Annotated in this window: 17 protein-coding genes; 8 read left to right on the top strand and 9 right to left on the bottom strand. The window is 52.9% G+C overall.

The features are described 5' to 3' along the window. Positions 1-42: 42 nt before the first annotated feature. Positions 43-825 (bottom strand): DUF4253 domain-containing protein, encoded by a 783-nt coding sequence (locus V3W40_RS07085; protein ID WP_330214732.1) that lies wholly within the window; start codon positions 823-825, stop codon positions 43-45. A 213-nt stretch (positions 826-1,038) separates the two neighbouring features. On the opposite strand from V3W40_RS07085, the gene V3W40_RS07090 reads away from it, so the two are divergent. Together V3W40_RS07090 and V3W40_RS07095 are read left to right on the top strand one after the other, a co-directional pair. Beyond that, complete coding sequence (locus tag V3W40_RS07090) at positions 1,039-1,275, top strand: hypothetical protein (RefSeq protein ID WP_330214733.1); 237 nt, start codon at positions 1,039-1,041, stop codon at positions 1,273-1,275. A 141-nt stretch (positions 1,276-1,416) separates the two neighbouring features. Then, positions 1,417-1,821: a hypothetical protein gene (locus tag V3W40_RS07095; protein ID WP_330214734.1), complete on the top strand. Its 405-nt coding sequence runs from the start codon at positions 1,417-1,419 to the stop codon at positions 1,819-1,821. Between the two features lie 103 nt (positions 1,822-1,924). Here V3W40_RS07095 and V3W40_RS07100 read toward each other — a convergent pair whose 3' ends face one another. Beyond that, positions 1,925-2,224 (bottom strand): hypothetical protein, encoded by a 300-nt coding sequence (locus V3W40_RS07100; RefSeq protein ID WP_068933373.1) that lies wholly within the window; start codon positions 2,222-2,224, stop codon positions 1,925-1,927. Positions 2,225-2,776: 552 nt separating this feature from the next. Here V3W40_RS07100 and V3W40_RS07105 point away from each other — a divergent pair. Together V3W40_RS07105 and V3W40_RS07110 are read left to right on the top strand one after the other, a co-directional pair. Next, the gene (locus V3W40_RS07105) at positions 2,777-3,091 is read left to right on the top strand and encodes a hypothetical protein (protein WP_017530066.1); all 315 of its coding nucleotides are present in this window, start codon (positions 2,777-2,779) and stop codon (positions 3,089-3,091) included. 263 nt (positions 3,092-3,354) lie between these two features. After that, positions 3,355-3,897, top strand: coding sequence for a demethoxyubiquinone hydroxylase family protein (locus V3W40_RS07110; RefSeq protein WP_330214735.1), 543 nt, complete (start codon positions 3,355-3,357; stop codon positions 3,895-3,897). 177 nt (positions 3,898-4,074) lie between these two features. On the opposite strand, the gene V3W40_RS07115 is transcribed toward V3W40_RS07110, so the two are convergent. After that, complete coding sequence (locus V3W40_RS07115; RefSeq protein ID WP_064053293.1) at positions 4,075-4,335, bottom strand: DUF3630 family protein; 261 nt, start codon at positions 4,333-4,335, stop codon at positions 4,075-4,077. Between the two features lie 181 nt (positions 4,336-4,516). Between V3W40_RS07115 and V3W40_RS07120 the strand changes: the two genes are divergently transcribed. Both V3W40_RS07120 and V3W40_RS07125 read left to right on the top strand, forming a co-directional pair. Continuing rightward, entirely contained in the window at positions 4,517-4,906 is a 390-nt protein-coding gene (locus V3W40_RS07120) for a hypothetical protein (protein WP_122680920.1), read from the top strand. A 131-nt stretch (positions 4,907-5,037) separates the two neighbouring features. After that, complete coding sequence (locus V3W40_RS07125) at positions 5,038-5,352, top strand: hypothetical protein (RefSeq protein WP_122753675.1); 315 nt, start codon at positions 5,038-5,040, stop codon at positions 5,350-5,352. A gap of 121 nt (positions 5,353-5,473) precedes the next feature. Here V3W40_RS07125 and V3W40_RS07130 read toward each other — a convergent pair whose 3' ends face one another. After that, positions 5,474-5,914, bottom strand: a complete 441-nt coding sequence (locus V3W40_RS07130) for a hypothetical protein (protein ID WP_147469625.1) — start codon at positions 5,912-5,914, stop codon at positions 5,474-5,476. 1,288 nt (positions 5,915-7,202) lie between these two features. After that, positions 7,203-8,003, bottom strand: a complete 801-nt coding sequence (locus V3W40_RS07135) for a GNAT family N-acetyltransferase (RefSeq protein WP_032900661.1) — start codon at positions 8,001-8,003, stop codon at positions 7,203-7,205. A 252-nt stretch (positions 8,004-8,255) separates the two neighbouring features. Between V3W40_RS07135 and V3W40_RS07140 the strand changes: the two genes are divergently transcribed. Further along, entirely contained in the window at positions 8,256-9,161 is a 906-nt protein-coding gene (locus V3W40_RS07140) for a serine hydrolase domain-containing protein (RefSeq protein WP_236446448.1), read from the top strand. A 329-nt stretch (positions 9,162-9,490) separates the two neighbouring features. Here the strand turns inward: V3W40_RS07140 and V3W40_RS07145 are convergent, their stop codons facing one another. The 3 genes from V3W40_RS07145 to V3W40_RS07155 all read right to left on the bottom strand — a co-directional run bounded on the left by V3W40_RS07145 (position 9,491) and on the right by V3W40_RS07155 (position 11,218). Then, positions 9,491-10,111 carry a hypothetical protein gene (locus V3W40_RS07145; protein ID WP_330214736.1) on the bottom strand — a complete coding sequence of 207 codons (621 nt, stop codon included), beginning with the start codon at positions 10,109-10,111 and terminating at the stop codon, positions 9,491-9,493. 201 nt (positions 10,112-10,312) lie between these two features. Next, entirely contained in the window at positions 10,313-10,597 is a 285-nt protein-coding gene (locus tag V3W40_RS07150) for a hypothetical protein (RefSeq protein WP_003191463.1), read from the bottom strand. A 204-nt stretch (positions 10,598-10,801) separates the two neighbouring features. Beyond that, positions 10,802-11,218, bottom strand: a complete 417-nt coding sequence (locus V3W40_RS07155) for a hypothetical protein (protein WP_003191464.1) — start codon at positions 11,216-11,218, stop codon at positions 10,802-10,804. 267 nt (positions 11,219-11,485) lie between these two features. On the opposite strand from V3W40_RS07155, the gene V3W40_RS07160 reads away from it, so the two are divergent. After that, positions 11,486-11,866 carry a hypothetical protein gene (locus V3W40_RS07160; protein WP_330214737.1) on the top strand — a complete coding sequence of 127 codons (381 nt, stop codon included), beginning with the start codon at positions 11,486-11,488 and terminating at the stop codon, positions 11,864-11,866. Here V3W40_RS07160 and V3W40_RS07165 read toward each other — a convergent pair. After that, a protein-coding gene (locus V3W40_RS07165; protein WP_330214738.1) for an IS3 family transposase occupies positions 11,863-13,013 on the bottom strand; the annotation gives its coding sequence in 2 pieces (ribosomal slippage) (positions 11,863-12,770 and positions 12,770-13,013; 1,152 coding nt in all). The two genes, V3W40_RS07160 and V3W40_RS07165, sit on opposite strands and share 4 nt — an antisense overlap. Positions 13,014-13,358: the final 345 nt, after the last annotated feature.

A 13,358-nucleotide genomic window follows, 5' to 3' on the forward strand; every position in this document is an offset into this window, starting at 1 on the left:
AGCTTTGTTAACTATTCAGCCGGACTTTGGATGCGACGAAGCTCACTCCACGTAACGGAGCCAAAGATGCGTCCGACCGGAGATCGCCTGCGCAACTTTGGAAACACGTCCCTGTAGGTTTTCATCGCTAGTGTTATAGAGCGCACAGAAGTCTTTGGCTACGACGTTAGCAAATGATGTATCAGGCGGTTCAGCACGAATGAAGCCGATGTAAGAAGCACCTACGCCCATCAACTCATAGCCATGCGCTTCTGAAAAATGACGCGCAACGGCAAAGTTTTTCGCGGGATCCAGATCCGAAGTGAAATAGCCATTCGGAAAAGCCGCGAGTGCCTGGCAGGACTGCTGAACGGGTACCAGGAGCGCTGAAAGAGGCTGCTCTAGAAGAGAGATAGGGTTGTTCTGGTAACCGATCCACTCCTGGAGGGCCTGCTGATCTAGCGTCAAACCATGAGTACAAGCATCCTCGAAAGACGTGGCTGCAACCAGGGTCATGAAATTGCGAAGACAGATTGCGAACTCCTCTTTCGTAGTCGGATAGCCTATGTATTCACCATTCTCAAAGCACTCTGGAGGCAAGCCCGCTATGTCCTGCTCCGATGCATCGTCCATCCCTAAATTATTGCGCACATGTCCCGAGGTGTAGCGGGCTTGGTGCAGATCATCGAGCGAGAACAGAGGTTTAAAGCCTGGATGCGCCTCAGCAATCTTACGACGAGCTTCGGTCAGATCGTCAAAGCTGGTAATCCCGCTCACGCCGTACTCATCGCATGTACCTACAGACGGATTATCACGCTTGCCGTTACCGCGAAATTCGATATCCATAAACCGTGGCCTTCTCCATTTTGGTACTGAATTGAGTGAGTAATCCTAAGCGTTTCAGGATCATCATTGAAGGTCTGCCGCCAAGCGACAATAAGTCTTCCTGCCACCACATAGCAGCGCGCTACGCTAACTTTGACGTTCGCACTTCGAGGTAATGTTGATGTCCGAAACTGGCCTACCATGCAATTTCTAATCGACTCAGGGAAGAAACTGATGACTACAGATCCATTATGTCTAGTCTTTGTGCCGGCTCTGGCGGCAGTGCTGCAAGCCGCCGAGGATAAAAAGGGCCAGCCGCTTACCGAGATTGAGGTGTGTGAAATCCGAGACAGATCCACCTGCATCGCTTTGCCTTTTAGCGCAGCCTTGGGAGTGGAAGAAGATCGTGGTTATCCAGACATCGTCGCGGAGGACTGCTGGAATGAATGGCAACGTCTACGCTCCCAGTGATTTGCGCCTGTACCAAAACAATGCAGCCCTTATGTGATCAGACAATCATCCGACTGTAAGCAACCGTTGCTCTCTGTCGGCCACGAGACGCTGATAGCACACCGAGTACCTCCCTATCTGCCAAAAATGAGTCACCCCCTCATGAACGAAGGTTGGCAAAACGACGACTATTTCATCATCTTCACGGAGGATGAGAGCTTAGCTGCCATGAAGGCCTACGGATTTGATCATCATCTTCCGGGGTACACGCTATTAGGTCTAAGAGGGTGGGACGACTTTATCGTCATCAACTCTTCCGGAGTAATGTTTACCATTCCGACGCTGCCACTCAATGCGTCCTATGCCGCGCCGTTTGCCCTTCCCCAGCAGATTTCCCTTGAGCCGGACGAGCGTTTCGCTGGCAAGATCAAGTGGTATACGAAGCCCTTAGTCTTTGGGGGCGACCCGGCGGACAAAACAAATTTTGCATGGATCACTCACGAGCAACATGCTGAACTTGTCATCTGGTGGAACGAACAGTGCAGGAGCGCCAAATCACAGAGCTAGTGCAATTTGCCCATAAAGCGGAAATCGCAACACATGCTCAAATGGCGTACTGAGGCACTCACGACTAGCCGAGACCCTATTTTTTTACCAGAGCTGCTGGGTGCTATCGATGAGTGTCCGTCTCCTCAGCCGGATAAAACTCGCCTTCCTTCCCCATCTTTTCCAGCCGTTCGCGCACCATCAACTCAACGTTGGCCACAGCAGCGTGATCGCCAAGGTTGACCACCTTCACGCAAAGACGTCTGACATTCTGATCGTGGGTGCCCTCGCTCATCATCTCGTGGGTGAAGACCTGTTCGCCACGCCATAGGCATAGCTGGGTATGAGTCCCGCCGAGCCATATCTCGTTGATTGATCTCAGGTCAGTGGTCGCCAGTTGATCGACGGTGATTGTCTTATCCATTGCACTGTACCTTATCCGTGAGTAGACACAGGTAGACATACAGGCATAGCGGGTCGTTCCAAGCGTCTGCAGCTCAACCGCGCCAATGGTGGAAAGTACGCCCCGGATCAACGTCGGACAATTGAAGGCGCAAGTACGAACAGACAAGGGGAATCCCATGACTGACCCGCCTGGTTTTACATGCAGATGGCCGCGCTTGGATAAACCTTAACCCACCCTCCCCTGTCCAATACTGCCAGCTCAATAATCAGCACAGCACGGAAGAAAAGCACTGGCTTCAGACGCATTCCGGCACAGTTCACGACGGCGTGCTGCCTATGGAACGACTGACAGCTATCGGCCAAAAGCGGTCAGTCGTCCCTACGAAATTTTGGACGATTCAGCGTGCTACCTGAGGGCAGTAGCTTGTTAAAGGAGTTGGGTAACATCTTCATCGGTGTCACGACTATGCACAGCTGTTATGAAAGTGATACACGAGCCTGTGCAAGATTATTAGCCGGAAGGCGAGCCCGCGCTGATGCCCGTCAGCACCAGAAAATAAGGAGATTGATCATGTGGCTCAAAAATGTAGCATTTGCGCTGTTGATTTGCCCCCTCGTCACCGCATGTTTCAGCGAGCCTTTTCAGCCCCCTACGGCTGATGCTGACTTATGGGAGAAGCCGGGAGCGAGCAGGAATGATGTCTTGGCGTCCATGCTAGCTTGCGGTGAGAAAAATGGCTCCGGCATCGATCCTAATGCCAGCTTCCAAGAGATGGCCCAGCGATTTGTATGTATGAAGCGTGCGGGCTATACCCGGCGTGACGGTTTCGACATCTGTGCATTGCACCCGAAGGAGCCGTTGAAGGCCTGTGAGTCGGCGCAATGAAGCCATAAAGGCGTCGCACGGTATTGAGGGAGTCGGCATTGAACTCTTTAGGGTGAATTGGCCCAAGTATTTATAGGTACATGCGACTGACTGCTTCCGCCCCAAAGCGGTCTGTCAGCTGCTTAAAGATCGGCCAAATCGACGATGGTGAGGGGGCGCCCTGTGAAGTCCCACTTGCTTATCTGCTTGGCGTTACAGCACGATGCCGGCTCAAGAGCAAGGATAGGCCCGATGACCAAGCCCCTCGAACAAGAAATCTCAATGTGAACTCACCAAACTACACGGCTAAGGGCGAAGACCTCGGCAACCGCATGATGAAGGTCGACCATGCGGGCGAGCATGGTGCGATCTGTATCTACAGTGGACAGTTGTTTATGGCCCGGCTTTTCGTCCCGGGCATGGTGAACGAACTCAAGGAGTTCCTCTCCCACGAGCGCCGCCATCGGACGGTTTTTCTGGAGGAGCTGCAACGTCGCAATTATCCCCGCTGCCGTAGCTATTGGTTGTGTGGCATCGGCGGTCTGGCGTTGGGTCTGGTTACTGGCATCTGTGGCCGCAAAGCCATTGTCGCTACTACCGTCGCGGTTGAAAGTGTGGTGCTCAAGCACCTGGCTCATCAACTTGATGTGCTGGCTGTTATCGATCTCCACGCGGTGGCTGCCATTACGTCGATTGTGGAGGAGGAGCAGCAACATCATGACCACTCAGCAGCGCAGATTGATGTGCGCGATCCCTGGTTCAGGGTACTGACACCGATGGTGACTGCATGGACTGAAGCGGTAATCTGGATGGGTATGCGTTCTTAGAAAACAGGTGTAATTATCCCAGTTTCACTGCCGCAATTTGGACAAATGACTGACCGCTTCTGGCCGATAGCTGCCCGTCACGAACGGCAGTAATCGGCCAAAAGCTGACGGTGGCTACAGGCAGAAATCGACCCACTGCAGCCGTCTAGATCAGATGTGATCTTTGTTGGAGCGGGCTTACCCGCAAAGAGGCTGCTTGAGCAACGCACATACTCTTCGAGCGATGTCATCTGCGCCATCGGGAATGTCCACTGAAATGCCTAAATAGTGTTCAAGGTGTAGGGTGAGCGTGTGTTCATCTACCAACAGATCCCAGTAGCGCTGGTCTTGGCCATTGAGCCTCTCTTTCCAGCAACCTCCCAGCCCTTGCTCAAGCACCCGGGCCACGTCCTCGAAAAGCGTCCAGTCGGCTTCTTCTGATACTTCAATCCTCACCATGCGTCACCTCACCACCAGAAGTCCCCCGATTCTGGTGGCTCCTGCGAATGGTCGCAATGGGTCGATATCTGCCGGTGACTACCGGCCAATAGCAGACAAGAGGAGTAAAAATAAGCTGCCCGTTATTCCTATGCATACGACAGAATGTGACCTTCCCTTATGTTTTTAGGCCTTGGACACCATGGACGACTCTCGTTTCACACCCGAGCAGGTGGCATTGCGATCTGGTAATGCTCAGGTGGATAAGGATGTGAGGCAATGGTTAGTGGGCCTTCCAATCGCTGAGAGACTCGATTTTTTAAAGCAACTGTGGCCACTGAACTTTCGGCACTCACTCAGACTGCTCCAAGCGGCACAGCTACCTAGGCAGAAAAACGAATACATGTTCAGGCACTGGCTGCGTGCTGGCCATCACAATACGGCGCAAGAACTCATCAAGCGGTTTGAGCCGGTTCTCGGGGAAAGAAAATTCTGGCAGATTGCTTCGCAAGAGACACTTTCACCGACTATGCGCGAATTCATGAATTACTACGGCCTTGGACGCCTGGACTCACAAACCCAAGGAAAATAAACCTTGAGCCTTCTAGAAAATCTGTTTTTGGCGCACCCGGATACTGACGCCATTGGTGCTGACTGTTCTCCGCTGGGTTGATTCCTCCTCTTAGTGCTAGGGCAAAAAACGACCATTAATCGGGGGAGAAGATGAACGAAGAATTGAGCTATGTCTGGCTATTACCGTTGCTTGAGAAACCTTTCGAAACGGCTGCACTCGATTTGCCAGATGCGGCAAGTGCTCTTAGCAAAAAATATACGCTACCTGCCGACATTGCGTTGCAGCCGCTGGTGATCACAGCCTTGACGTCGCATTCCGAATATTGGTCGGGACTGGCGCTTAAATGGTTGGAGGATGGTTTTCCTGTAGACATTGCGCTGACCGAGCTCTTGGCTCATTGCGCCGAGGACAAAACGCGGTCTCAGTCTTGCCGTCATAGAGCACGCAGGATTGTTGGCAGGTAAAATCATGGGGCTAAATCCTATGTCTGGCTGTTATCGGCCAGAACCGGTCGACTCGCTCTGGCTTTTTTGCCGCTTTCAAGCACTGGTGTAAGTCAGATTAGGGTAGCTATTGTCCTCACCTTTAACCTATCGAAAGGCAAGAAATCTGGTCATTGCTGTCTAAGTAATACATCCCATCTAGGAAGCCAACCATCGGCGTAAGCCCGAGCAATGGTTCAGACTTAAATGTGATAGGGAAAGAAATCCGTTTCGCTTCATTTGAGGCTTCATCCCAGGAGGGTTTAACAATTCCTCCCCAGAACGAGACAGCTGTGCCGTCATTGAGGAACAGAGTGGGTTGTCGATGGCCAATATGTTCAACCAGACTCCAGTGCACATACCCCAGATAGCGAGTGCCATCGGCATCGCAAAATTCGGCTCGCACGATCATCGCCAAGCCTACTTCCTCAACACAAGGTCGGACTGTGCATTCATCTTCAACGGACTCGTCCATCGGAAAGCACCATACCCCAACATCGTGCAGATCGTTTTCTGTCAGTTCCCAAATCTGCTTGTCGCGCACCTCACGCCTCCTCGTACGTTGATTAAGATCCTGCAAAGTGCAGGTGCCAGCTTTGTCCTTCAACAAGCTAAAGAGGTCAGGGCTGTTGTTTTAGTCTAAGCGTTCGGCTTGAAGCGGGCGCTAGGGCTACAACTGATTGTGCCGTTTTGACCGTACGTACTTAGCCGAAAGGTTGCTGAACGTCCGCCATGGGTCGAAAGTCGTCAATCGCGAAGCGCAGCTATTGGCCGGGAGCTGCGGTACGCAACTGAAAGCTTCCGGCCCAAAAAAGCGGCTCCGAATCGCCGAATGAAGGCTAAGAAACCTGATCACCTATCACTATGATGGGTGCTCCGAAGGTTACATCAGATAGCCGAGTAGCCTCAGCTAATGCCCGTAAAGGGGCAGGCAAATCGAAAAGTGTCAGTGGATTCAGTGGGCGGCATTGCAGCTCATACCTCCTCAAGGCCTGGCGTGAATCGCGATGAACGTCTGACCAGTCGTACGCGAAGAACCCACGTTTGGCAAATTCAACGAAAGCGTTTACGCCAGCCCTGGCAGTGACCCGATCTACATCGGACACCTCCGGCAATGAAAGGACAAATTCTTCGGAGTTTTCGACGGAGGGCATTGCGGAATTAGGAACCGGCCCCGGCCCCCCCGTAGTGAAGAGCGCAACCTGCCCGACGGCGTCGGTGGCGACCCATCCAACATCAAAGTCCTGGAGAACGAAGGGAGCCACCATTTGCACCTACTTTATAAAAAGGGACGAGTTGATTTCCTAACTCTACTTGCCAGCCCAGAGTGTGTAAGAGCGCGTCGGCAAACTCTTAAAGCGGGAAGAAATTCGACGAGTTCATTGCCCCAGCTTTAAACATCCGGTTCTGGCCGATTACTGCCCGCTACGACAGGCAGAAATCGGCCAAAAGCAGCCGATAGGATTAGACTACATCTAAGTCCTGTCAGAGATTATTTGTATGCTGATTGAGTGCCAAAGGTGCAGCCAAGGTTACGTTCGAGCAATGCGGGTGCGCTCCACAAATATTTTGCTGTGGGTGTGCGAAGAGTGTGAAGCAACGTGGACGAGCCAGGATGAGGTGAGTGCCAGTAATTTTGAAGACTACGGTACGTTAATGGCCGGCATTGGGCGCAGTTGTTTATGGTCAGAATTGGAGCCACAGTGAAAAATTCGTTACCGCTTACATTTCTGTCAAATGTCCGCTTTGGGTCGCTTGCTGCTCCTCACGACAGGCAGCAATCGGCCAGCAGTAGCTCTTCATGACAGCCTGCAATCGGCCAAGAGCAGACTTCAGCTATCTACCAGGCGATATAGCGCTTGAGCGTGGGATGTCGCTAGCCCTGTACGCTGCAAATTTCGGCGACTTTGCGAGCTGGGAAGCGCGGTTGCGGCGATCACAAGACTGCCGTGTTTTTTTGCTTGCTCTATCCGATGAGATATCAGGGCTCCATGGTAGCCCTGGCCTCGTGCATTTTTTCGGGTGGCAGCCGTCCCAAGGTAGGCAACTCCATTGCAGGCCAGGTACATCAACGCTCCTGCCACGACCTTTCCATCAGCTTTAAGGACGTACATTTTCAGACGTTCATTTGACATCAGTCCTGCGAACGAAGCCTGGCTCAACTGAAGATACTCTGGCTTGGTATGAAATCCACTCGCATGCACGGCTGCGAACTCAAGAAGCGTTTGTGAGGTGGCTTCTTCGATTTCGAATGAGTGGTGATTCAAGACCACATTTTCGATGGTGCACGCGAGTTGCAGATGCGTCCACCCCCTCAGACGCTCCAGCCGCTTCTCACCCACCAAAGTGTACTGTTCCAAAGTCGAGGCCTTTCCGATAAGAGGCGTTACTGTCGAATACTCTGCTGATTCCTTGAGCAAGCTCAATAGTGACTTGGGTCTGTCGGTACTATCGCCGTAGATGCGATTGAGCATCGGGCTAGGTGATGCCTTCACCTGAAAGCATGGAAAAGCTTCGTTGAAAAACACACGAGCACCAAAAGGGTTTCCACTTATCCGAGACAAACTCTCGACGCGGGCACACAAATACTCGCTTTCTGCGGCCTCAATCGCATTAGCCATTCCGACATTCATGTGCATAGCCCTTATTGCGTGATGTCCCAGAAGGGTAACGGCAAATTCAACAATACACACCTCCAAACACACAGCTGGTAGATAACCTGCTCCGGTGTGCCTTTGGGATCGACAACTGCCTGTCGCGAAGGGCTGCAATCGGCCAGAAGCAGTCGTTCAGCACAGCACAAACGGCTGACGTCACCCCGGCGAAGAAGAGTAATTGAGATATCTTGTCGAGCTGTCGATTCGCTCAACATTCCAGGGAAGCCAATGCTCATTTCACTCTTGTCAAATGGTCAGCCACAAACGCCAGACCGATTGGAACTGATCGCCCCCTGGTGGAGTTTCACGAAAACGGTCTTGGCTGCGACGGCCCTATCGTTGGTGCGTGACGGACTGATCGGATTGGACGACCCCATTCCCGATCACCCTTTCACGTTACGCCAGCTACTGCGGCACGAGGCCGGCTTGGCTGATTACGGAGAACTTGCGGAGTATCACACCGCCGTTACTAACGGTGAGCCAGCATGGACGGCAGATGAAATGATGCGGCGCCTTGACGGTACTCGACTTCGATACACCTGCGGAACCGGCTGGCGTTACTCGAATGTCGGCTATTTACTCATCGGCAGGCTAATTGAACGGCTGACTGATCTGGCGCTTGATGATGCGGTGATTCAACGTGCTCTTTCCCCTCTGGGCATCTCGAACGTTCGCTTTGCTAAAACACGAGCCGACTTACAAACGTCCCCTCTTGGACGCGCCTCAAATTATGACCCCGCATGGGTTTACCATGGCTTGTTGATCGGCCCGATTTCGCAAGCAGCGCTCTTTCTGGATCGACTTCTCTGCGCAGATCTCCTCTGCGCGGGCTTGCTCAAGGAAATGCAGACAGCACGAACACTAGGCGGCCCGATTCCCGGGCGCCCATGGGTCACCCCGGGCTACGGCCTCGGCTTGATGCACGGTTCGATTGACGGTGGGTATTCTCTATCCGGGCACACAGGCTGCGGGCCAGGCAGCGTCATTGCTGTCTACCGCATCTGCGACGGCGACGCATCGGCTTGCTGCGCTGCTTTTGAGGCGGATGCCAGTGAAGGTGCCGTTGAAGCCCTCGTTGTTGGGCAACTGATGCAAGTTTTGCGACAGGGGGGTGACGGCATCAAAATCCTTTAGCCGGAGGCCTTATGGTTCGCCGGATGACCGCTTCGGTTCGAAAGCGCGCAGTCGTATGCAAACGCAGACATGCCCTTTCGAGCAGTCAAATTGAGTTGAACAGACCGAGATATGACATGGTTGCGGTGCTCTCCGGTAAGCGCACCAGCGGCTCTACATCGGTAGTGGTCGAACGTCGGTCGCCCCAGATGGCATTCGAAACCAGCCTCTTCAAGGGCGGCTTTCGCGAGCCGAGCCGCCGGGGGGGCTCGGCCCTTCGGGCATTCATCCTTCACACCTACGGGCTTCGGCATGCGCGCACCGCTTGCGATGGAACGCGCCAGTCCTCGTTAATCTGTAACCTGCGGGCAAGGGTTAAAAACCTCGGTTACGTCGAGTGTTGTATGCCACGGGATGGCAGTGCCTGACACCATTCCGCCTACGGTTTGCTTTCGACCCGACTTGCGCACATATCCGCCATCCGTCCCAGTGAAGACGTGCTGCCCTGGCTTCGTCAGATAATCAAAGAAACTGACTTTCACAGGCACATTCATTTGCCCACCCGGCGTAATGACGGCGAGCATGATCGCTCGGTCTTTGGTGAATACAACGAACGGTTCGACTCCAGTGCGACCACCAAGTGTCTTCACGCACTGCACTTGTTCTGGGAGGATGCGTGCGGTTTCAGTGTAGGTGTGGTTGTTGTAGAGGCTGAGGATCAGGCCTTTGCTGGTCAACACTCCCAGGCCTTGAGTGGCCCTGCAGCTGCCTTCGCTTCCATATGGGAACAAGCACCAGTTAGTTTCCGATACGGCTTGAATATCCGATGGTGCAATTTTCAGATCGCGCTGGATTTGGGCTTTTGATTCCGGCGTGTCGTAAGGGATCATGACGCATCCGCCGACTGTCACTGCTGCGATGAGGCCTATGGCCGCAGATACGTTTTGAACTGATGATTTGAAGGTGTTCATTGTTCGCTCTCCTTGCTGTATTACCACCACTGGAAGGCTGTGGCGATTTTGGTAGCGAACCTTACGGCATGGGCGAAAAGCAGTCATCCTCGTGCTGATAACTGGATCGGTAGATGACTTGATTGGACGCTTACCTATTTCTGACCGATTGCTGCACCCTGGCAAAATCGTACGCAATACCTTGCTTAAAGAGCCAGCAACTCAACGCTCGAGCCTGTCGTCACTCTCCTCCGACATTTTGGTACTCGCTTTCATCGCAGATAGCGTCGGCTTGGCAGCAGCGATGACAAGGCGCCATTGAGGGAGCGCAATTGCCGCAGCGTCGTTCTCTATGAGTTCAGGTGTTGCTTCGCAAAAATCCTCGATGGCTGCGCTTACATTTACCAAAAAAACGCTCTGCATTGGAGTGAACCCCTGATCGACGAAGTATCCTTTTGGCGACGGAGTTGGCACCCAATCTTCCCATGAATTGATTAACTCATTCATACCACACCGAGGTGGCTCATTCTCGCACTCGATCAGCCACTCAAGTAGCTCGACAATTCGATTTCGTATTCGTTGGTAGACAAGCTGTCTGGTCATAATTTCACGTCTGGTTGAATCGTCATCCGCCCCAAATGAGGACAATTTTAGCCTTAGTCCAGTGCCTGCGCCTGGTCAAAAACGGGCCTAACCTATGAGGCCGTCAGCTCAGTTGAACAGGCCGAGATATGTGATGGTTGCAGTGCTCTCCGGCAAGCGCACCAGCGGCTCTACTTGGGTAGAAGTCGAACGACGGTCACCCCAGATGGCATTCGAACCCACCATTATAAAATGCGTGAACTCTCCTACCCTAGAGCTGACCAACACTCTCTCGGACTGACTGCGGATTTGCGCTATGACGTCTTGTGGGGTGCCGGCAAGCTCAACGAAATCTGAATCCATAGAGAACCCCAGCTCCTCCGCTAGACGCCAGGTTGGATTGCGGTCTTCCCACGAAATGTACTCGGCTTCGCTTACGCTTTCAGGGGGCTCTGGCTCCCACTGCTCAAACACAAATTTCTTCGCCTCGGATTCAGTGGCAAAATTGGCACCGAAGAGATGGAAGGGCCAGCAGCCATCTTGCATGACACGATCTCGATTGTTGATGAGTCGTCAGGATCGTAACTGATTACAATCGGAGGAGCAGCTTGTCAGGGAAGCCCGACGGGAAAAGATGCTCACAATCCGACCTCGTCCTCATCGTTGTACCAAGGTTGAAATCTGCCCGTCCGTCCAGGTGCAATATAGGCTGCCCTTCAAGCGTCCGAGAGTAGTGATCTGACGCGTAGGGTGATATCACTGGAGTATCATCATTCTCTGTGACACAGCCGCACGGCTTTAAAGGACTTCGCCATGCACCAAGCTATCAGCGCCGCCTACCACCGACCTGGATTCGCCAGGAGCGCTTGCGCATGGTTAATGATTGACGGCATTGGAATTGAGCAATGGCTGTCCACTCATCTTGAATGGTCGGACGTCGCAAGCCTTGGTCTTTCTCTGATCTGGCTTATCGACGAAGACGAAGACGCTCTTGCGAACCGTCGCATAATCCCAGCCGAAGATGGAAGCTCTACAATCGTGCCGTTACTGGTCTGTAGCGATGACATGAATTTTGACTGCATCGTCTTGGTCGCAGAGCAGGTAATCGATGCTAACACCGTACACTGGCGGCGCTTCGGTCGAAGTATTTCGGACAAACTGGAGGTTGGAATTGAATCGCCCCGGATTCTCTAGACACCTTGCAAGCTCATTGCGTAACGCTTTTCAAACTCTACCGGTGACAGCTGATTGTTGAAACCATGGCGGCGTTTTACGTTGTAGAACATCTCGATGTAATCAAACACATCACTCCGAGCATCTTCCCGCGTGGTGTAGATTTTTCGCTTGATCCGTTCCCGTTTCAGAAGCTGGAAAAAGCTCTCGGCCACGGCGTTGTCATGACAGTTGCCTCGGCGACTCATGCTGGCAACCAAATTGTTTGCCTTCAAAAAGCTGCGCCAATCGGAGCTGCTGTACTGGCTGCCTTGGTCGGAATGAACCATCACCTCTTGCTTCGGTTTACGCCTCCAAACCGCCATCAACAACGCATCAATAGCCAAATCACTGGTCATCTGCGACTTCATTGACCAGCCAACGACCTGCCGAGAAAACAGATCCAGTACCACCGCCAAATACAACCAGCCTTCATACGTACGAATGTACGTGATGTCGGTTACCCAAACCTTGTTGGGTTCCACAACATCGAACTGGCGCTTCAGCAAATTGGGTGAGACGACCGCTGGCTTACCGCCGTACTTTCCAGGGCGGCGTCGATAACCTGTCTGAGAACGTAGACCTTCAAGACGCATCAGCCTCGCCACACGATGACGACCACAATCCTCACCGACCTCGCGCAGATCGTCGTGGATTTTGCGATAGCCATAAACGACGCCGCTCTCCAGCCAGGAATGCTTGATCAAACCCAGCAGCCGCTGGTCGTCTTTGGCGCGTACAGATTGCGGCTCAGACAGCCAGGCGTAATAACCGCTGGGATGGACTTTCAGGGTCAGGCAAAGCCGTCGAATCGAATAGTCGCCCGCGCGCTGCTTGATAAAGGCGTACTTCAGCCGCACTCCTTGGCAAAGTACGCGGCGGCCTTTTTTAATATGTCTCGCTCTTCAGTGACGCGCTTGAGTTCCGCTCGCAGACGACGTAGCTCAGCGTGCTGATCATCATCCTGCTGCCGTTCTTCTTGAGGTTTGCTGTAGCGCTTTATCCAAGCATAGAGGCTATGCGTCGACACGCCGAGACGGGCCGCTACCTCAGCGACAGGCAGCTTCTTTTCGGTCACTTGATTGACTGCTTGGATTTTGAATTCTTCGGGATAACGCGGATTGCTCATGGCACCTCCTGATTGGCCTCATTTTAAGGCATGGAGGTGTCTACGAAACCCGGGGCGATTCAAATCTCGACAAAATGGATCGCCGAGAGCAAGCCGGTAAGCTTTGCATTAGAGGACTTCCAAAACGCATTGGAGCAGTTCACTCAGTTGTCGAAGACGAAGCCAGCCAACCATTGCGATGAACCCTTAAGCCCTCAATAGCCTAGCTTACGTTGCATCATTTTTATCGCTATCAAGCCCACTACCACGTTGACATGTTGTGACCACGTAGCCCGAATTCACAGTGGCCATACATGCTCCCAGAGGACACGCTGGAGCCGCCATCCTAGTAGAATTCGTCGAGCT

The sequence above is a fragment of the Pseudomonas sp. AM8 genome, from assembly GCF_036346475.1.
Lineage (GTDB): Bacteria > Pseudomonadota > Gammaproteobacteria > Pseudomonadales > Pseudomonadaceae > Aquipseudomonas > Aquipseudomonas marginalis.

Bases quoted from the DNA above. Each gene is read 5' to 3' on its own strand.
- V3W40_RS07085 (WP_330214732.1), bottom strand. From the start codon at position 825: ATGGATATCGAATTTCGCGGTAACGGCAAGCGTGATAATCCGTCTGTA.
- V3W40_RS07090 (WP_330214733.1), top strand. From the start codon at position 1,039: ATGACTACAGATCCATTATGTCTAGTCTTTGTGCCGGCTCTGGCGGCA.
- V3W40_RS07095 (WP_330214734.1), top strand. From the start codon at position 1,417: ATGAACGAAGGTTGGCAAAACGACGACTATTTCATCATCTTCACGGAG.
- V3W40_RS07100 (WP_068933373.1), bottom strand. From the start codon at position 2,224: ATGGATAAGACAATCACCGTCGATCAACTGGCGACCACTGACCTGAGA.
- V3W40_RS07105 (WP_017530066.1), top strand. From the start codon at position 2,777: ATGTGGCTCAAAAATGTAGCATTTGCGCTGTTGATTTGCCCCCTCGTC.
- V3W40_RS07115 (WP_064053293.1), bottom strand. From the start codon at position 4,335: ATGGTGAGGATTGAAGTATCAGAAGAAGCCGACTGGACGCTTTTCGAG.
- V3W40_RS07120 (WP_122680920.1), top strand. From the start codon at position 4,517: ATGGACGACTCTCGTTTCACACCCGAGCAGGTGGCATTGCGATCTGGT.
- V3W40_RS07125 (WP_122753675.1), top strand. From the start codon at position 5,038: ATGAACGAAGAATTGAGCTATGTCTGGCTATTACCGTTGCTTGAGAAA.
- V3W40_RS07135 (WP_032900661.1), bottom strand. From the start codon at position 8,003: ATGAATGTCGGAATGGCTAATGCGATTGAGGCCGCAGAAAGCGAGTAT.
- V3W40_RS07140 (WP_236446448.1), top strand. From the start codon at position 8,256: ATGCTCATTTCACTCTTGTCAAATGGTCAGCCACAAACGCCAGACCGA.
- V3W40_RS07145 (WP_330214736.1), bottom strand. From the start codon at position 10,111: ATGAACACCTTCAAATCATCAGTTCAAAACGTATCTGCGGCCATAGGC.
- V3W40_RS07150 (WP_003191463.1), bottom strand. From the start codon at position 10,597: ATGAATGAGTTAATCAATTCATGGGAAGATTGGGTGCCAACTCCGTCG.
- V3W40_RS07155 (WP_003191464.1), bottom strand. From the start codon at position 11,218: ATGCAAGATGGCTGCTGGCCCTTCCATCTCTTCGGTGCCAATTTTGCC.
- V3W40_RS07160 (WP_330214737.1), top strand. From the start codon at position 11,486: ATGCACCAAGCTATCAGCGCCGCCTACCACCGACCTGGATTCGCCAGG.